The organism is Microcystis sp. BLCC-F210, from assembly GCF_042134685.1.
Classification (GTDB): domain Bacteria; phylum Cyanobacteriota; class Cyanobacteriia; order Cyanobacteriales; family Microcystaceae; genus Microcystis; species Microcystis aeruginosa_D.
Genome location: NZ_CP169647.1, coordinates 2,825,272 through 2,842,067, shown reverse-complemented (window position 1 = coordinate 2,842,067; position 16,796 = coordinate 2,825,272). Strand labels below are relative to the sequence as shown.

The following is a 16,796-nucleotide window of genomic DNA, read 5'->3' as shown; positions in this document are numbered from 1 at the left end:
AAAACTGGTGAAAAGCTTGACATTAGCCAAAATCCCCAGACAATGTTAAGTTAAATTAACCAATAGCCTAGGCTTGTATTTAAGGAAAACCCCTTATGGTAGCAACACCAGTTCAACAGAAATACGACATCAAAGATATTAGTTTAGCCCCCATCGGCAAACAGCGCATCGAATGGGCCGGACGGGAAATGCCAGTTTTGCGTCAATTAGCCGAACGTTACGCCATCGAAAAACCCTTTGCTGGACTGCGTTTAGTCGCTTGCTGTCACGTTACCACCGAAACCGCCAATTTAGCCATCGCACTAAAAGCTGGTGGCGCTGATGCGTTACTAATTGCCAGTAATCCCCTTTCCACCCAAGATGATGTGGCCGCTTGTTTAGTCGCTGATTACGGTATCCCCGTTTATGCAATCAAAGGGGAAGATAACGACACCTATCACCGTCACGTTCAAATCGCCCTCGATCATAAACCCCAGATTATCATTGATGATGGTTGTGATGTGGTGGCTACTCTAGTTAAAGAAAGAAGTCACCAATTACCCGACATTATCGGTACTACCGAAGAAACTACCACCGGTATCGTCCGTTTGCAAGCCATGCTCAAAGCCGGGGTGTTATCCTTCCCCGCAATGAACGTTAACGACGCAGAAACCAAGCATTTCTTTGATAATCGCTACGGTACAGGTCAATCTACCCTTGATGGTATCATTCGCGCCACCAATATCCTCCTCGCCGGTAAAACCGTGGTTGTGGCTGGTTATGGTTGGTGTGGTAAAGGTGTGGCTATGCGGGCCAAAGGTTTAGGCTCTAATGTAATTGTCACCGAAATCAACGCCGTGCGTGCCATTGAAGCGGCGATGGACGGTTTCCGGGTTATGCCCATGGATGAAGCCGCTAAAGAAGGCGATATCTTCATCACCGTTACCGGTAACAAGCACGTTATCCGGGCCGAACATTTTGACGTGATGAAAGATGGGGCGATTGTTTCCAACTCTGGTCACTTTGATATTGAAATCGACCTGCAAGCTTTAGGCGCAAAAGCCGATAATGTTAAGGAAGTTCGCAACTTTACCCAACAATATAGACTAAAAAGCGGTAAATCCGTCGTTGTTATCGGGGAAGGTCGCCTAGTTAACCTGGCAGCCGCCGAAGGTCATCCTAGCGCTGTTATGGATATGAGTTTCGCTAACCAGGCGATCGGTGTAGAATACTTGGTTAAAAATAAGGGTAAATTGGCCCCCGGCATCTACTCAATTCCCTACGAATTAGACCAAGAAATCGCCCGCTTGAAACTGCAAGCTATGGGGATTGAAATCGATACTCTCACCGAAGCCCAATTAGAATATATCAACTCCTGGACTTCCGGAACCTAATATCAGTTATCAGTTATCAGTTATCAGTTATTAGTTATCGGTTGTCAGTTCACTGAAAATACTTTACTTTAAAACTGTTTTCTAAATCCTCAAAAAATATGACTGAATGGATTACAAACACAATGACTTCTATGGGCTATTTAGGCATAGCCCTATTAATGTTTTTAGAGAATCTTTTTCCTCCCATTCCCTCGGAATTAATTATGCCCCTAGCCGGTTTTACCGTCCATGAGGGACAAATGCAATTTATTCCGGCAGTGGTAGCGGGGATTGTCGGAACCGTAGTCGGAGCGCTACCTTGGTATTATCTTGGTCGGGTTGTGGATGAGGAAAAAATCGAAAAACTAGCCGATAAATACGGCAAATGGATTACCGTTTCCGCTAAGGATATTCAAAAAGCTAATCAATGGTTTAACCGTCACGGTAGTAAAGCAGTTTTACTTTGTCGTTTGGTCCCCGGAGTACGAACTTTGATTTCCCTACCCGCTGGGATGAATCACATGGCGATGATTCCCTTTTTAGTTTACTCTACCATCGGCACGACTCTCTGGGTCGTTTTTTTAACGGCAGCAGGTTACTTTTTAGGGAAGAATTACCCCCTTGTAGAAGAATATCTGGCTCCCGTGTCAAAAATAGCTCTACTTGTCCTGGTTATCTGGTTTATCCTCTGGATTATCCGCAAACGTAACCGCCGGTATGAGTAGGTGTTGATGAGAGGTGGTGCGTTACGACGGATTGTCACCTTCCAGTCACAGCAGCAATTTTTGCCGTCTAACGCACCCTACGTTTTACTGCTTATAAAGGGGCAAAAGGATAAGAATATACGAGGTTTTAATATGCCAACAATTAAACTACGTTCTCAGATTGGTAGAGATGGAATCTTACATTTAGATATACCGTCCGATTTTAAAGAAACTGAAGTAAATGTTACAGTAACCGTTGAAGCGGTTCAAGAAGTCAGTGAAGATTTAGCAAGTAGAAAAGAGGAAAGAAAACCTCGCTATAATGCTTGGGGCAACCCAGTAGTAGAGCAATCTATTACCCAAGCTATTTCAGGAATGCGCCGCCTTCAAAAAACTGTAGCTTTACCTAAAAGTGAAATTCGTGCCATGCGAGAAGAAGGGAGACGGTTTTGATTGAGTTTGTTTTAGATTGTTCGGTAGCAATTAGCTGGTGTTTGGTCGATGAAGATAACGATTATGCTAACGCAGTATTAGACATAATGCCAAACGCCGAAGCATTTGTTCCCGAAATTTGGTCTTTAGAGATTGTCAATACTCTCCTAGTCGCAGAAAGAAGAAATCGGATGATGGTCGAGCAAACTCAAGCATCGATTAATTGGTTACAGTCTTTACTTATTACTATTGATTCTTTAACTTCAGTCCAAGCTTTTGGCAGGACTTTAACACTAGCAAGAGAACAAAAATTAGCTTCTTATGATGCTGCTTACTTAGAACTTGCTTTGCGCTTAGATTTACCATTGGCTACCAATGATAAGCAATTAATAGATGCAGCATTACGCTGTCAGGTAGAATTACTTAATCCCGCTCTAAATTAAACAAAGTTAGTTTTATCACCCGAATATTCCTTGACTTGGTGGCTCTACCGTACTTGTGATGATAATATATAATGATGGTCTATGACAGAGAGAAACATTAAATACTGTTTGGTATTAGGAGAAAAGCTGTGCCACTGATTAAAATACCAAGGAACTATCTGATTGCTGAAGATGAAAATTTCATTACAGCAGACGTGCCAGATTCACTGCTTCAGCTTTGGCAAAAAGATTATCAAAAGGTGGTTAAAGCCAAAGGTATTCTTAAGGATAAAAAAGCGGCAATGCTATCTCATGTAGAGTCTCTTCGTCGGGAGTGGGATGGATGAAATACGTCTATGATACCAATATTTTTATTTATTATTTAGCCGATGACGATATAGTTACTTCTTTTTTCTCCCAAGCTTTTTTGAGTTTGCATCAGATTTTTATCTCACCAATTGTCAGAATTGAGTTACTCAGTTTTCCTACTTTGTCTAAGGAAGAAGAGCAGATAATTGAAGATTTACTCTCACAGTTTGAATTAATTCCCATATTGAGAGAAATTGAAGATCTGACTATTCAACTGAAACGACAGTATAAAATCAAGATTCCCGATGCCATTATTGCCGCAACAACATTGAGCCAAAATGGATGTTTGGTCACTAGAAATGTTGATGATTTTAAGGGTATTTCTGGTTTAAATATTAAAAACCCGTTTATTGATGAGGGCTAAATAATAGTAGAAGAGCGAGAATTAAAAGTTGACTTATCTGCAAAGTAGCTTACTACTGGAAACCGATAGCTTGATGACAGCAACCAGTGCCAGGTATTGAAGTAGGAAAAAGCCTATGTTTTCGTTCTAGAAATCTCCAAAACTAAGCTTGACAAAAGACCTGAGATCGTTATATCTTACAGCTTACAAGTCTTTGCGCGAGAGAAGAAAAAACGAGAATCGACCAAAGACCCCCTGTTCCCTTCTCATATCCACACGCTACGGCTAGGAACATCTCTGCGGGAAAGTGCGTTAGCTAATTCGTACCAACTCCATTTTCCTTTTCCTTTTTCAACTAATTGGAGAAGCACCAATTCAAGTTGGGTTAACTGTACGGTATCTTTCATGATTAATCCTCTATACTTGGGTGAAATAAAACGCCAAATCCTTCTTTTAAACCATAATCTTCAAGGGTTGCTGTGTGAGCATTATTCCACAATTTGTAAGCCAGATCGGGATCGGGTTGCTGTCCAGTGGGATAGCCTAGTTTTTTATTTCTTGATAGGATAATTTAAGAATTTTACCTCCCGCTTTAGATGGTTCAAATAGCCTGCCGCTAATAGCTCCTTTCTCTTGCATTATAGATTAATTCATCAGTCCTTTATTTTGATTTTTTAATTTTAGTAACAGCTATTTTTTATGAGAACAACCTTCCCCAAAATCATTTTTCAAGATTTTTGATCCTGTCGAGAGCCTTACGATACTCTTCCATATTGCCTTGCTGCGAGTAAAGTTGTGCCGCTTGATTGTAGTCAGCGATCGCACCTTGGTAGTCTCCTAAGTCATCCTTGGCAATCCCGCGATTGTAGTAGGCATCAGCATAGTCGGGTTTGATATTAATGGCTTGATTGTAGTCTGCGATCGCACCTTGCTTGTCTCCTAAGTTATACTTGGCAATCCCACGATTGTAGTAGGCATCAGCATAGTCGGGTTTGATATTAATGGCTTGATTGTAGTCTGCGATCGCACCTTGCTTGTCTCCTAAGTTATACTTGGCAATCCCGCGATTGTTGTAGGCATCAGCATAGTCAGGTTTGATATTAATGGCTTGATTGTAGTCTGCGATCGCACCTTGCTTGTCTCCTAAGTTTTTCTTGGCATTCCCGCGATTGATGTAGGCATCAGCATCGTCGGGTTTGATATTAATGGCTTGATTGTAGTCAGCGATCGCACCTTGCTTGTCTCCTAAGTCAGACTTGGCAACCCCGCGATTGTAGTAGGCAAGAGCATAGTCAGGTTTGATATTAATGGCTTGATTGTAGTCAGCGATCGCACCTTGGTTGTCTCCTAAGTTAGACTTGGCATTCCCGCGATTGTTGTAGGCAAGAGCAAAGTCAGGTTTGATATTAATGGCTTGATTGTAGTCAGCGATCGCACCTTGGTTGTCTCCTAAGTTAGACTTGGCATTCCCGCGATTGATGTAGGCATCAGCATAGTCGGGTTTGATATTAATGGCTTGATTGTAGTCAGCGATCGCACCTTGCTTGTCTCCTAAGTTAGACTTGGCATTCCCGCGATTGTAGTAGGCATCAGCATCGTCGGGTTTGATTTTAATGGCTTGATTGTAGTCAGCGATCGCACCTTGGTAGTCTCCTGATTCACCTTTGTTATAGGCACTGTTAAACCACTCTTCGGCGGTCAGTTGTACGGTTTTATGATTTAATTTGGATCGAACTTTATTATTTAATTCAGATCGAACTCTATCAAAAAAACTAGCAGGCGGCAGTTTTCCCCCCTGTATATCAACTGTCTGAATTATTCCAACTTCTAGCCAACGGCTACCCTCTAACAAAAGGGGGAAAATGGGCTTTTTTAACTCTAAAGCAAGAGCCAGTTCGCAGTTTACCCAATGAGAGTTTTTAGAGCGAGGAGACATCACCAGCATAAAAACCTGACTTTTTCTGAGGTTTTCTTCAATCACTCTTGGCCATTGATCCCCGTAGTCAATTTTGTTATCTAACCACCAGGGCAATTCGTGCTTTGTAAGAGCCTCTAGCAGCTTATTTACATAGGCTTGGTCTTGACGACTGTAGCTAATAAAAATAGACATTCCCAGAAACTCCTAATCTAATTTTCAACCCCAGCAATCTCTGCTAGAGCCAGTGCATACCGACTTAAATCCTGCCTGAGAGCCTCTAACTCCCTTCGCAATTCAGGTTCTTCTGTCCATTGCTGCTCGTATTCCTTGGGACTGACATCAGCAGGGCGCTTGGCCTCCCAAACCTGCAAGCGAGGATGCCACTTGGCTAGAAAACGGCGCAACCCCCGATTCAGGACAGCGATCGCAATACCGCCCACTGAATTGCGAGAAGCCCCCACATCGGGACCAGCTTCCTTGAGAATCTCGCGGGTTGTCCCAAATAAACTATACAGCGAGTTCAAAGCCTCACGCAGCAGCCCTTCTTCCCCCTCCAGTGGCTCTACAGCAATGCGCGTCACCAATTCCACATAAAGTGACCATGCAGCCCTTCTCTCAGTCGGATCTGCCTCCCATTCGGCTGAACCAATACCAAAAGGAAGACTGACAGACACTTTCTTCAATACAGCCGGATCGCTCTTCATCTGTTTCCCCTCGCCTCAGCCTCTAATGTTGCCATTCTCCTTTCCAATTATATGACGGGATTTAGCTTATTACTCCCAATATTGGGCTGGGTGGAGAGTGGCGATTGTCCTGAAAAAAACGGCTCCGACTAGATGCAGAAATCGTTAGAATAATCAAAGAATGACTTCTCCTGAACGATAGTCATTTCCGAAACACAACAGGCTCTTTTCTTCTCTCTGTCTCTAGTTAAATTTGTCACCACTGGGCAAAAATTAGCCAAAATGAGCCAAATAACCTCTCGAAAAGTTCCTCTGGGAAGTTCGATTTTTCCTCATCAACATCGCCTTTCTGCTGAAGAAATAGCGAAAATTGAGGCTGAGGATAAAGCTTTAGCTCGGCGTTGTCGAGAGATTTTTGACCGCGTTTATCCACAATTAGCAGGGGAATATTATGACTGGTTTATTGTCATTGAGCCTGAGAGTGGGGACTATCGCTGGAGCAAATTCTTGATGAAGATTTTCTGCCTTTTTAAATATGATTGTTCCAAACTTACCGTACAAAATCAAAAAAAGAAGACAATTATTGCCGACCAATAAAAAACAATTTTGAGGCAGAATGATAAAGTAGCTCATGTTATCAGAGCGATCGCCGCTTGGGATCAAGGTTCTGGTCGGTAATGCGTTATCCTCAGAAAAGGGAAACTCAACTGTACTAGGCATGAGCAGATGCCCCTTGGTCATCCTGAATCATCTGCATCAGAATGTTTGCAGCTGCCGTTGCGTCCTAGGGCGACCAAATTGGGTACTCTGATGCGGAGAAGATGAATTGTAGTTCAGCGTCTGGGATTTGTGTGGCCAGGAGTTTGAAGAGTGATAATTTGTCTGACTGGCTCAGATTGTTGACCAGAGGAATTAACTCAGCGAGTGACATGGTTTAAACTTCTAGAGGTGCGAGAATAAATTGATCATATCCAAAAAGGTGGTGAGGAATCATCGTTCGGCCCCGGCGGTGAGGATGTCAAAATTTTTCATAATTGACAAGGTGAACTATGCCTACCCTATTTTGTTGAAACTTTTAGCACTCTAGTTCACAATAAAGGTAAAGATCGTAAGAGCTACCTTGTAATGGCGGAATTGCTTTCAAGAATTACAGTTAATCCTCGGCAGTGCGGTGGTCGTGCCTGTATTCGAGGAATGAGAATCCGGGTATCAGATGTGTTAGATCTATTCGCGGCAGGTTTAAGCGCGAGAGAAATTCTAGATGAAATGCCTGATCTTGAGGCAGATGATTTGAAAGCAGCGCTTTTATATGCCTCGCGGAAGCTTAATCACCCGGTTTTACTGGCATGACAATTTGGGTTGACGCACATTTGTCTCCTGCAATTGCAACCTGGATTAGCACTACACTTGAGATTGAAACTGTGGCTTTGCGTGATCTTGGACTGAGAGAGGCTGAAGATACTGAAATCTTTCAGGTTGCAAAAGCTCGAAGAGCTATCCTAATGACCAAAGACAGCGATTTTGTAGATTTAGTTGAGCGACTTGGTTCGCCCCCACAAATTATTTGGCTGACTTGTGGCAATACCTCTAATGCCCGGTTGCGTGAAATCTTGAGTGAGACTTTACCCAGGGCTTTAGAACTTTTAGCTGCTGGTGAGACATTGGTAGAAATTAGCGGAGACTAGCTGTACAGGCTAATGAATCCAAGAGCTACCCAATACAAGAGGTCAAATGGCTATTTTCCAATATCAGATTCTTGTGGGGAAGAATTAACCTAATGCTGTGGTCTGGTATGTCGCTTAAGTACAATATGAAACGATAAAATTAACACAATATCAGGGTAAGAGCCTCGAAAAATCTGGCAAATTATGGCAGTTATCTCGGCCGTCCGCTTTTTTTGATCACTCCCACCTTATCCCCCAAACTAACGCCGTCTCAACAAATTTTTCATCTCTACCCAGATAGAAAGTTGACCACCTAGACTAGAGGGATGAGTGAAAATTCCTTGACGGGGACTGAATAAAAAGGCCAACATAAATAGGGTAAAAGCGACAAGCACGATCGCCGGTCCAGAGGGTAAATTCCAGTAATAACTTAAATACATCCCACTGATACTAGAAATAATACCCACACCCACACCTAAACCCATGACTTGATGAAGACGGGTAACTAAAAGATAAGCAGTGGCTGCGGGGGTAATCAAAAGGGACAAAACGAGGATTACTCCCACCGCTTGGAGACTAGCAACGATTGTCAGGCCGATCAGGAGCATTAAGCCTAAATCTAATAAATTTACTGGTAAACCCGCCGCTTGCGCCCCGATTTTGTCGAAAGTGTAGAATAATAGTTCTTTATACAGGAGCAAAACGGTTAATAAAACGATAACGGCAATAATTAGGGTATCGCGAATGTCGGCAGCAGTAACACCGAGAATATTGCCGAAGAGAAAGTGATTAAGGTCAATTTTGTTGTTTTTTTGGATGAGAGTGATCAGGGTGATACCAAGGGCAAAAAAAGCCGAGAAAACGATACCCATGGCCGCATCTTCTTTGATCGGGGAACGATTACGGATTAAGTTAATCAGTAGGGTACTGACCATTGAGGCTAGTAAAGCACCCAAAAGAAGATTAAAATTACCAATAAAAGCGATCGCTAATCCGGGTAGGACCGAGTGACTGATGGCATCGCCCAAGAGGGCCAAACGTTGTACCATCAGGTAGGTTCCCACCACCGCACAAATGATCCCGACGATGATAGCTTCAATTAGGGATCTCTGCATGAAACTATACTGTAAGGGTTCGATTAATCCTGTTAATAGATTGTTGCCCATGAATCTGCCTTGGGGTTAAATTTTTCTGATTCTCGATCGAGGTTTTGCTCCTAGGGTCCATCTTCTAAATCGGGGGAGAAGATAGGTTAGGATAATTAGGATTAATTGTAAGTTTTTTCGCTCCTAACTGCCGCCATGGATACCCCCGTTCTTTCCTCAACTTTTTTTCTGACTCTCCTGCTCATGGTGGGATTATTCTTTTTTATTCGCGGTTCCGTCAAAGAGCGTATCGAACAGCGTGTCTATCTTACCAGTACCAGTGACGACCAACTATTGCAACAACTGCGAGATTATTTTGACCGACGTTCCTATCAAGTCAAGGCGATCGAACCCGAACAGAATATTGTCAGATTACAGGGTTTTGTGCCGCCTAGCCCCTTTCTAGCGATATTTTTGACAATTTTAGCGGCCTTGGGTTTATTTTGCTTCTCACTGGTGTTATCGGTGTTATTTCCTGATACTAATCCCTATATTTTTGCTCTTGTGGGTTTATCTCCCCTCGCGGGTGTTTTCTATTGGCAAAAAGTCGGCCGTTTAGAGGAAGTGGCTTTTAAAGTAGAAAGTAAATCTCAGCAAACGGAATTAACTGTCAAAGCCCATCGAGACGAGTTAAGACAACTACAAGATAGTTTAACCTTTCTAGAAAGACAATAAGCTTTTTATGTCCTACGAGCGCCTAATTTATCTGGCCGATACCGATGCGGCCGGTGTGGTTTATTTTGCCCATCTTCTCTCGATCTGTCATGAAGCCTACGAGTTTTCTTTAGCACAATTTGGCATCAATATCAAGGATTTTTTGAAGGATTCTCCGGTTGCTCTACCGATTACTCAAGCGGAAATCCAGTTTTTTCGGCCTCTTTTTTGTGGCGATCGCATACAGATTAATTTCACTGTCCGATCCCTAAGCGAAAACGAGTTTGAATTGCAGTATAAAATTTATTTGACTGAAATCATGATCGGAAAAGCGAAAACCCGCCATGTGTGCATCGCTCCCACCGATAGACAAAGAATCCCTTTTCCGGAATCTTTAAAAAATTGGTTAGGATATTTATCAACCCTAGAGGATACTGATATTTAAGAGATGATTTGGGCAGATTTAACGATAATTTTAACGAGGGATTGGTGGCACAATGCCTGGCAATTATTTAACCTTAGCACTGGCAGGATTATCTGGAATTCTTTTCTGGCTTTTATCCCCTTTATCCTCAGCTTTTGGTTATTTCGGATCACCCTCGATCGTTCCCTACTCTGGTGGTTAATTCTCTTAGTTTTTGTGCTTTTTTTACCCAATGCTCCCTATATTCTCACCGATAGCATTCATTTAATCTCTTATGTTCAGCAGGATTACGCCAAAAGTTTAATTTTTTTAGTTTTAATTCCCCAGTATAGTATTTTTATTTTTATCGGCTTTCAGCTATACGTTTTCTCCTTACTTAATTTAAAAAGTTATTGTCAGCAAAGTCAGCTAAATTCAGCAGTTTTACCCCTAGAAATAACTCTCCATTTTTTAAGTGCGATCGGTATCTATTTAGGAAGGTTTCTCCGACTGAATAGTTGGCACTTAATCACTCAACCGCAGCAAGTCGTCTGGAGTTTGCAGAATTTACTGACTAAAAAACCTTTGCTATTCATCTCTGTCTGTTTTTTAATTATTTGGCTACTATACGAAATCAATAAAAGACTTTACAATCGACTTTCTGGCTATAATTAACAGCTATCGGGAATTTCGACCCTCTCCTAGTCTTTTTCGGATTAGTTAAAAGATAGTAAGAAGACAGAGATCAATTTGCCGCACCGATATTATGATCATGATCAATATTTTTTCTCTCTCATCCCCATGACAAGCACTGATCAATCTCAACCCCTGCCTAGGGATGACTATTTTCACTACCAAAATTGTTGGTATCCTGTGTTATTCGTGCAGGATTGGCAAAAAAATCCCTACTCTTTCTCTCTTTATGGGCAACCATTGCTAATATTTCGCGATCAGCAGGGAAAATGGGGCTGTTTGCTCGATCGCTGTCCCCATCGCTTGGCGAAACTCTCCACCGGACAGATGATCGCTGGGCGTTTAGAATGTTTGTACCATGGTTGGCAGTTCGAGACGGATGGAAAATGTTCCCATATTCCCCAACTGCCAGTTAATACCCCGATTCCTCGCAATGCCAAGGTTAAATCCTATCGGGTGGTGGAACGTCAGGGAGTCCTCTGGGTTTGGTTAGGAGAAGAGGAAACAGCGAAAGAAAGCGATATTCCTATCATCAAAGACCTAGAAGACCCCAATTGTGTCCATACCGATTATCTCATCGATTTTCCCTACGAACAGGGCTATTTACTCGAAAATCTCTTCGATCCCGCCCATGTTAATATTAGCCATGATCGCAGCGAATTCGGGGCAAAACGGGAAAATGCTCAACCGTTAGCCTTCCAAATCCTCGAAATCTCGGCGCGGGGAATTCGCAGTCAGTGGCGCAATAGCGGCAATCCGCAGGAAAGCTGGAAACATCTGGATTTTATAGCCCCTAATCTCGTTCATTATCGTTTTTCTGTGCCTAATCCCCATTGGTATGCTGGATTGGCTTTATACGGGATTTCTCTCGGTCAAGGTCGTTCTCGCTTACTGGTGCGACGTTACCAAAATTTTGCCGTTAACTCCCGTCAATACCGTTGGCGCTGGTTGGAACATCTGCGTCAAAGTCGCATCCTCGAAGATGATCTACCTTTGATTCAAAGTCAGCAGCAAATGGTGGAAAAGTCAAGAGATACTTTACAAAAATTATACTTGCCCTTAAAAAGTTCCGATGCGTTGGTGATTGAGTTACGTCAATGGTTCGATCGCTATGGGGACTCTTTCCCCTACTATCAAGGCTACACCAGCCAGCGGACAACGGCGATCGATTTATCCGATCCTTTACCCCTCGATCGCTATTCTCGTCACACTGTCCACTGTCGCACCTGTAGCGCTGCCCATGAAAAAATGGTAAAAACTAAACAAATCGCGATTTTAATGGGTATATTATTAGTTTTACTGGCAATTTTATCCCCAAATCAGTCTATCTATCAAATTACTGCTCTTATTTTCGCAATTTTGGCTTTAGCAATAGCGATCGCTGCCAATTACACCCGCACAAAATTTGAACGCACCTATGAGAAAAAAGCCCATACCAAACTACACTAATAATACTAAATCTGGTTATTAAAAACTGATTATTTATTCCCCTTTGCCTTTTGCCTCTCCTCATAACTAGCCTGTACTCAACGGATTTAGTATAAGTAGGGTTTGCCGAATAATGGTAAAACCCTTTTAAAATAAAGCTTTTGACCTGTTAAAGTCCGATGTTAGTGCAAGAAAATAGGATTGGGACTTTCAAAAACCTTGCATTGTCCTTTTTGTAGTACATAGCTTGGTACAAAAGACCCTACTTAATTTAATCCTTTGCTTTCATGAACATCATAAATCTAGTTGACTAGAAAAAATAACCGAAATTAGTGATTTTTTTATCCTAGATCTGTAGAGACACTAGAGTTAACATCCCTACAGAATCTAGACGATCTAGACCCGATTGGTAATCAGACAGTTAGATACTTCTTGACGCGCCCAATTATCGGCGGCTAAAATGTCATCTAGGCTAGGATTAGAACTGTTATGAATTGCAAAGCGATCGCAGACTTTTTCAATCACCCGGGGAATATCTAAGAAGCTAATCTTTTCTTCTAAAAATAATGCTACTGCTTGTTCATTGGCCGCATTTAATACTGCTGGCATTGCCCCACCTGAGCGCCCAGCTGCATAAGCTAATCCCATACAGGGATATTTTTGATGATCGGGTTCTTTGAAGGTTAAACTGCCAGCTTTAACTAAATTTAAAGGTTCCCAATCAGTATAAATTCTTTCAGGCCAAGACAAGGCATATAATAGGGGTAAACGCATATCAGGCCAGCCTAATTGAGCTAAAACTGAGGTATCCTGTAACTCAATTAAAGAGTGAATAATACTTTGGGGATGAATAACAATATCGATCGCATTATAATCGACACCAAATAGATAATGAGCTTCGATAACTTCTAGACCTTTATTCATCAAAGTAGCCGAATCGATGGTGATTTTTCTGCCCATCGACCAGTTAGGATGTTTGAGGGCATCAGCTACGGTTACTTGTGACAATTTTTCCACGGGTAAATCCCGAAAAGCACCCCCAGAAGCGGTGAGAATAATCTTTTTTAATCCCCCGGTGGGAACTCCTTGCAAACATTGAAAAATAGCTGAATGTTCCGAGTCAGCAGGTAATAATTTAACTCCGTGTTTTGCCACTAAAGGCAGCACCACCGGACCGCCAGCAATCAGAGTTTCTTTATTAGCGAGAGCGATATCTTTACCAGCAGTAATAGCGGCAATTGTCGGCAGCAATCCCGCACAACCGACAATTCCCGTGACGACGCTTTCGGAATCGCCATAACGGGCCACTTCGATTACTCCTTCCTTTCCTGCTAGGATAATCGGGGTGTAGTCAAGGTCGGAAATTAGGCCTTTCAGGTCTTCTAGTTGACTTTCGTTATTAATCGCCACGATTTGCGGGCGAAATTGCCGAATTTGCTCCGATAGTAGTTGAATATTATTACCCGTGGCTAATCCCACCACTTGAAACTTATCGGGATGATCGGTGACAATATCGAGAGTTTGAGTACCGATCGAGCCAGTGGAGCCTAAAATCGAGATTTTTTTCATTAGAAACTTAATATAATTTGGGGATTAGCTTTAAATATACGTTCTCTGGGGTCTTTCCGGCACGTCAGCGTCAATATTAAATATTTGTTAAAAAAGTTGCTATTTTGACTTTTTTATGCTATGGCTTAGAAAAAGTCACCGATAGAAATGGTGAGAGAATCGAATAAAAAGGCTAATGGATTAGGCTGTCTAGCGGGGGGTCTGGTTTTTTGCCTCTTATTTCCCCTGTGTTTTTTCGTTTTTGGTTGGTTATCCTTCGCTGTTGGCCCGATGGGTTGCGCTTTCCCCAGTCAATGTTCGGCAGCAGCTGCATTCATGAAAGGGATTCTGTCCTTAATTCTTTTATTTGGGGGAGGATTCGCATTACCTATATTCCTCAGTTGTGCCGTGGGAAAAGCTGTTAGATTTGGGTTAAGTCGGGAAAAAAATAACCGAACTTAAACATAAGTTCGGCTAGATTTAATTTAACAACTGGACAAAACTAACTTTCTGTCGTGACTGCTGTGGTGGGAGGCAACTTAATATTAGTAGCTAATCCCAGAATTTGCAGCAGACGGATGGTCATCCAAGTCAGGTCAACCTCCCACCATTGTAGGCCATGACGGGCAGAATACTGATAGGCATGGTGATTATTGTGCCAACCTTCACCGAAAGTTAAGAGAGCAACCCACCAACAATTTTTAGAATTATCGTGGGATTCATGGCTAACATAACCGAATTTGTGGGTGGCGCTGTTGACAAACCAAGTAGAGTGGAAAACTAAGACCAAGCGCACAAAAATTCCCCAAATTACAAACGGCCAACCACCCATAGCATAGAGAATTAAGCCTAGAACAATTTGGATAGGAACAAAATAATTTTGACAGAATTTATAGAAAGGATCGTCGGCGATATCCTGGGTAAAACGAGCAATTTCTTCATCAGCAGGAATTTCGTGCAGCATCCAACCCATGTGACTCCACCAGAAACCTTTATTAGAATCGTGGGGATCGGGAGCAGTATCAGAATATTTATGATGAATACGATGTAAACCTATCCATGCGATCGCACCCCCCTGACAAGCGAGGGTTCCGCACAAAACCAGAAAGTATTCTAACCATTTGGGAGTCTTAAAACTCCGATGGGAGACCAAACGATGGAAACCGAGGGTAATTCCTAAACCCCCAGTAATCCAATAAAGAATCAATGTCACTCCCACAGCACCCCAGCTAAAATTGCCAGGCAAGAAGGCTAAAAGAGCCACTAAGTGGATAAAAGCCATGTAGATGAGAGTCACCCAGTCAATGGGCAGTTTTTCGGAAGTCGCAACAGTCATTGAATAACCCAAAGGGAAACAACAGGAGACAGAGCATCATTGTCTTATCCGTCTCGATTTGACACAGGGGAAACTTTGACGCTTAATAAATAGTAACAAATATCACAGTCTATTGTTTGATGGATATCCCCTCTCTACTCCACAGGGCAGAAGAGGCCCTACTCCCCATCTTTTCGGAAATTGACGCACAGGTCAAGGAAAATCTCCGTCAAGTCCTCGCTGCTTTTCGTGCAAACCGCGTCGGGGTGCATCATTTCGCTAGTGTTAGTGGTTATGGTCATGATGACTTGGGGCGGGATACTTTAGATCAAGTGTTCGCCCAAGCCCTAGGGGCCGAAAAGGCAGCGGTGCGAGTACAATTTGTTTCAGGAACCCATGCGATCGCCTGTGCCTTGTATGGGGTTCTTCGACCGGGGGATGAAATGTTAGCGGTAGCCGGTGCGCCCTACGATACCCTAGAGGAAGTAATTGGCATTAGGGGCAGTGGTCAAGGCTCTTTAAAGGATTTTGGTGTTAGTTATCGCCAATTAGAGCTAGATTATACTGGTGCGATCGATTGGTTGGCCTTGGCCACAGCAGTGAAACCCCAAACCCGTTTAGTCCATATTCAAAGATCCTGCGGTTATTCCTGGCGATCGAGTTTGTCTATTGACGAAATCGAGAGAATTGTTCGTATAGTTAAACAACAAAACCCGAATACGGTTTGTTTTGTCGATAATTGCTATGGAGAATTTATCAACACCCAAGAACCCACCGACGTGGGAGCAGATCTAATGGCCGGTTCTCTAATTAAAAACCCCGGAGGTACAATCGTCACGGCCGGGGGATACATAGCAGGTAAAGCGGAATTAGTAGAAATGGCCTGCTATCGTCTGACAGCACCGGGGATCGGTAGCGAGGGAGGGGCAACTTTTGACCAAAATCGTCTTCTTTATCAGGGATTGTTTCTAGCGCCGCAAATGGTGGGAGAAGCGATGAAAGGCAGTCATTTAATTGCCTATGTGGGCGATAAGTTGGGTTATCTGGTCAATCCTGCCCCTTTTGTGCCTCGACGCGATATTATTCAAGCGATTAAACTCGGTTCCCCCGATAAGCTGATTGCCTTCTGTAAAGCCATTCAAGCCTATTCTCCCATCGGTTCCTACTTGGATCCCATTCCTGCCCAAATGCCGGGCTATGAGAGCCAAGTAGTGATGGCCGGTGGCACGTTTATTGATGGTAGCACCTCGGAATTCTCCGCCGATGGACCCCTCCGGGAACCCTATATCGTTTTTTGTCAGGGGGGAACCCATTGGACCCATATTTCTCTAGCTTTAGAACAAGCGATCGCTGCTTTATCCTGAATGGTTCCTCTTAAAAAGTTTTTCTTGGGGGTGGGTTTTGGGGTGTTAGGGAATTTAGCTAAAATTTCCCCATCTCCCTAAATCCTTATCTCCTAACTTCCTGTCTTTGTGGTTAACAAAAAGGGGACTGTCAGGGGGCAAAAGTTCCATATTAGTATTTAGGCTCTCTTGGGTTTGGTGGGTAAAATGTATTCTTGAGATATTATTCTGCTGGCGAGCGAGTGGCACGAACCACAAAGACAAAAAGGACACAAAGATCGACCGCTCCTATATAAGTTAAACTTATGACATAAAGAATAAGAGAGTCGTATTTATTCCTTTTTTATTTTTGTTAAGGACTTATTGATTGATTTAGGCTC

20 protein-coding genes are annotated in these 16,796 nt (G+C 42.8%); 14 read left to right on the top strand and 6 right to left on the bottom strand.

What is annotated here, in order from left to right; genetic code table 11:
- The first annotated feature begins 95 nt into the window (after positions 1-95).
- The 6 genes from ahcY to ACE3JL_RS13675 all read left to right on the top strand — a co-directional run bounded on the left by ahcY (position 96) and on the right by ACE3JL_RS13675 (position 3,643).
- Positions 96-1,373: an adenosylhomocysteinase gene (gene ahcY, locus ACE3JL_RS13700; RefSeq protein ID WP_002789761.1), complete on the top strand. Its 1,278-nt coding sequence runs from the start codon at positions 96-98 to the stop codon at positions 1,371-1,373.
- A gap of 98 nt (positions 1,374-1,471) precedes the next feature.
- Positions 1,472-2,077, top strand: coding sequence for a DedA family protein (locus ACE3JL_RS13695; RefSeq protein ID WP_002769621.1), 606 nt, complete (start codon positions 1,472-1,474; stop codon positions 2,075-2,077).
- Positions 2,078-2,083: 6 nt separating this feature from the next.
- Positions 2,084-2,509, top strand: coding sequence for a hypothetical protein (locus ACE3JL_RS13690; protein WP_375327715.1), 426 nt, complete (start codon positions 2,084-2,086; stop codon positions 2,507-2,509).
- Positions 2,506-2,931 (top strand): type II toxin-antitoxin system VapC family toxin, encoded by a 426-nt coding sequence (locus tag ACE3JL_RS13685; RefSeq protein ID WP_375327714.1) that lies wholly within the window; start codon positions 2,506-2,508, stop codon positions 2,929-2,931. The genes ACE3JL_RS13690 and ACE3JL_RS13685 overlap by 4 nt, the downstream gene beginning before the upstream one ends.
- A 128-nt stretch (positions 2,932-3,059) precedes the next feature.
- The gene (locus ACE3JL_RS13680) at positions 3,060-3,257 is read left to right on the top strand and encodes a hypothetical protein (RefSeq protein WP_002789758.1); all 198 of its coding nucleotides are present in this window, start codon (positions 3,060-3,062) and stop codon (positions 3,255-3,257) included.
- The gene (locus ACE3JL_RS13675) at positions 3,254-3,643 is read left to right on the top strand and encodes a type II toxin-antitoxin system VapC family toxin (RefSeq protein ID WP_039900670.1); all 390 of its coding nucleotides are present in this window, start codon (positions 3,254-3,256) and stop codon (positions 3,641-3,643) included. Before ACE3JL_RS13680 ends, ACE3JL_RS13675 begins: the two co-directional genes overlap by 4 nt.
- 245 nt (positions 3,644-3,888) lie before the next feature.
- Here the strand turns inward: ACE3JL_RS13675 and ACE3JL_RS13670 are convergent, their stop codons facing one another.
- The 3 genes from ACE3JL_RS13670 to ACE3JL_RS13660 form a co-directional block, all read right to left on the bottom strand.
- Complete coding sequence (locus ACE3JL_RS13670; protein WP_164502940.1) at positions 3,889-4,029, bottom strand: hypothetical protein; 141 nt, start codon at positions 4,027-4,029, stop codon at positions 3,889-3,891.
- A 314-nt stretch (positions 4,030-4,343) separates the two neighbouring features.
- Positions 4,344-5,732 (bottom strand): tetratricopeptide repeat protein, encoded by a 1,389-nt coding sequence (locus ACE3JL_RS13665; RefSeq protein ID WP_375327713.1) that lies wholly within the window; start codon positions 5,730-5,732, stop codon positions 4,344-4,346.
- A gap of 17 nt (positions 5,733-5,749) precedes the next feature.
- On the bottom strand, positions 5,750-6,244 hold the full coding sequence (locus ACE3JL_RS13660; protein WP_002732812.1) for a hypothetical protein: 495 nt from the start codon (positions 6,242-6,244) through the stop codon (positions 5,750-5,752).
- A gap of 261 nt (positions 6,245-6,505) precedes the next feature.
- On the opposite strand from ACE3JL_RS13660, the gene ACE3JL_RS13655 reads away from it, so the two are divergent.
- The 3 genes from ACE3JL_RS13655 to ACE3JL_RS13645 all read left to right on the top strand — a co-directional run bounded on the left by ACE3JL_RS13655 (position 6,506) and on the right by ACE3JL_RS13645 (position 7,908).
- Complete coding sequence (locus ACE3JL_RS13655) at positions 6,506-6,820, top strand: hypothetical protein (RefSeq protein WP_002755562.1); 315 nt, start codon at positions 6,506-6,508, stop codon at positions 6,818-6,820.
- A gap of 528 nt (positions 6,821-7,348) precedes the next feature.
- Positions 7,349-7,573 (top strand): DUF433 domain-containing protein, encoded by a 225-nt coding sequence (locus tag ACE3JL_RS13650; RefSeq protein WP_002740734.1) that lies wholly within the window; start codon positions 7,349-7,351, stop codon positions 7,571-7,573.
- Entirely contained in the window at positions 7,570-7,908 is a 339-nt protein-coding gene (locus ACE3JL_RS13645; protein ID WP_193957932.1) for a DUF5615 family PIN-like protein, read from the top strand. Before ACE3JL_RS13650 ends, ACE3JL_RS13645 begins: the two co-directional genes overlap by 4 nt.
- A gap of 239 nt (positions 7,909-8,147) precedes the next feature.
- Here ACE3JL_RS13645 and ACE3JL_RS13640 read toward each other — a convergent pair whose 3' ends face one another.
- Positions 8,148-9,053 (bottom strand): metal ABC transporter permease, encoded by a 906-nt coding sequence (locus tag ACE3JL_RS13640; protein WP_271934892.1) that lies wholly within the window; start codon positions 9,051-9,053, stop codon positions 8,148-8,150.
- 135 nt (positions 9,054-9,188) lie between these two features.
- Here ACE3JL_RS13640 and ACE3JL_RS13635 point away from each other — a divergent pair, with 135 nt between their 5' ends.
- The 4 genes from ACE3JL_RS13635 to ACE3JL_RS13620 all read left to right on the top strand — a co-directional run bounded on the left by ACE3JL_RS13635 (position 9,189) and on the right by ACE3JL_RS13620 (position 12,231).
- Positions 9,189-9,707: a cofactor assembly of complex C subunit B gene (locus tag ACE3JL_RS13635; protein WP_272079900.1), complete on the top strand. Its 519-nt coding sequence runs from the start codon at positions 9,189-9,191 to the stop codon at positions 9,705-9,707.
- Positions 9,708-9,714: 7 nt separating this feature from the next.
- Positions 9,715-10,131, top strand: coding sequence for an acyl-CoA thioesterase (locus tag ACE3JL_RS13630; RefSeq protein WP_375327712.1), 417 nt, complete (start codon positions 9,715-9,717; stop codon positions 10,129-10,131).
- Between the two features lie 3 nt (positions 10,132-10,134).
- Positions 10,135-10,764: a DUF1361 domain-containing protein gene (locus ACE3JL_RS13625; protein ID WP_375327711.1), complete on the top strand. Its 630-nt coding sequence runs from the start codon at positions 10,135-10,137 to the stop codon at positions 10,762-10,764.
- Between the two features lie 126 nt (positions 10,765-10,890).
- The gene (locus ACE3JL_RS13620; protein WP_375327710.1) at positions 10,891-12,231 is read left to right on the top strand and encodes a Rieske 2Fe-2S domain-containing protein; all 1,341 of its coding nucleotides are present in this window, start codon (positions 10,891-10,893) and stop codon (positions 12,229-12,231) included.
- A gap of 375 nt (positions 12,232-12,606) precedes the next feature.
- Here the strand turns inward: ACE3JL_RS13620 and dxr are convergent, their stop codons facing one another.
- Both dxr and ACE3JL_RS13610 read right to left on the bottom strand, forming a co-directional pair.
- Complete coding sequence (gene dxr, locus ACE3JL_RS13615) at positions 12,607-13,779, bottom strand: 1-deoxy-D-xylulose-5-phosphate reductoisomerase (protein ID WP_271989936.1); 1,173 nt, start codon at positions 13,777-13,779, stop codon at positions 12,607-12,609.
- A 481-nt stretch (positions 13,780-14,260) separates the two neighbouring features.
- A complete protein-coding gene (locus ACE3JL_RS13610) occupies positions 14,261-15,094 on the bottom strand; it encodes an acyl-CoA desaturase (RefSeq protein WP_002789763.1) in 834 nt (277 codons plus the stop codon).
- Between the two features lie 119 nt (positions 15,095-15,213).
- Between ACE3JL_RS13610 and ACE3JL_RS13605 the strand changes: the two genes are divergently transcribed.
- Positions 15,214-16,437, top strand: coding sequence for an aminotransferase class I/II-fold pyridoxal phosphate-dependent enzyme (locus tag ACE3JL_RS13605; protein ID WP_375327709.1), 1,224 nt, complete (start codon positions 15,214-15,216; stop codon positions 16,435-16,437).
- The last annotated feature ends 359 nt before the right edge of the window (positions 16,438-16,796 follow it).

Excerpts from the sequence above, each read along its gene's own strand:
- ahcY (WP_002789761.1), top strand. The coding sequence starts at position 96 with ATGGTAGCAACACCAGTTCAACAGAAATACGACATCAAAGATATTAGT.
- ACE3JL_RS13695 (WP_002769621.1), top strand. The coding sequence starts at position 1,472 with ATGACTGAATGGATTACAAACACAATGACTTCTATGGGCTATTTAGGC.
- ACE3JL_RS13690 (WP_375327715.1), top strand. The coding sequence starts at position 2,084 with ATGAGAGGTGGTGCGTTACGACGGATTGTCACCTTCCAGTCACAGCAG.
- ACE3JL_RS13675 (WP_039900670.1), top strand. The coding sequence starts at position 3,254 with ATGAAATACGTCTATGATACCAATATTTTTATTTATTATTTAGCCGAT.
- ACE3JL_RS13670 (WP_164502940.1), bottom strand. The coding sequence starts at position 4,029 with ATGAAAGATACCGTACAGTTAACCCAACTTGAATTGGTGCTTCTCCAA.
- ACE3JL_RS13665 (WP_375327713.1), bottom strand. The coding sequence starts at position 5,732 with ATGTCTATTTTTATTAGCTACAGTCGTCAAGACCAAGCCTATGTAAAT.
- ACE3JL_RS13660 (WP_002732812.1), bottom strand. The coding sequence starts at position 6,244 with ATGAAGAGCGATCCGGCTGTATTGAAGAAAGTGTCTGTCAGTCTTCCT.
- ACE3JL_RS13655 (WP_002755562.1), top strand. The coding sequence starts at position 6,506 with ATGAGCCAAATAACCTCTCGAAAAGTTCCTCTGGGAAGTTCGATTTTT.
- ACE3JL_RS13650 (WP_002740734.1), top strand. The coding sequence starts at position 7,349 with ATGGCGGAATTGCTTTCAAGAATTACAGTTAATCCTCGGCAGTGCGGT.
- ACE3JL_RS13645 (WP_193957932.1), top strand. The coding sequence starts at position 7,570 with ATGACAATTTGGGTTGACGCACATTTGTCTCCTGCAATTGCAACCTGG.
- ACE3JL_RS13640 (WP_271934892.1), bottom strand. The coding sequence starts at position 9,053 with ATGGGCAACAATCTATTAACAGGATTAATCGAACCCTTACAGTATAGT.
- ACE3JL_RS13635 (WP_272079900.1), top strand. The coding sequence starts at position 9,189 with ATGGATACCCCCGTTCTTTCCTCAACTTTTTTTCTGACTCTCCTGCTC.
- ACE3JL_RS13630 (WP_375327712.1), top strand. The coding sequence starts at position 9,715 with ATGTCCTACGAGCGCCTAATTTATCTGGCCGATACCGATGCGGCCGGT.
- ACE3JL_RS13625 (WP_375327711.1), top strand. The coding sequence starts at position 10,135 with ATGATTTGGGCAGATTTAACGATAATTTTAACGAGGGATTGGTGGCAC.
- ACE3JL_RS13620 (WP_375327710.1), top strand. The coding sequence starts at position 10,891 with ATGACAAGCACTGATCAATCTCAACCCCTGCCTAGGGATGACTATTTT.
- dxr (WP_271989936.1), bottom strand. The coding sequence starts at position 13,779 with ATGAAAAAAATCTCGATTTTAGGCTCCACTGGCTCGATCGGTACTCAA.
- ACE3JL_RS13610 (WP_002789763.1), bottom strand. The coding sequence starts at position 15,094 with ATGACTGTTGCGACTTCCGAAAAACTGCCCATTGACTGGGTGACTCTC.
- ACE3JL_RS13605 (WP_375327709.1), top strand. The coding sequence starts at position 15,214 with ATGGATATCCCCTCTCTACTCCACAGGGCAGAAGAGGCCCTACTCCCC.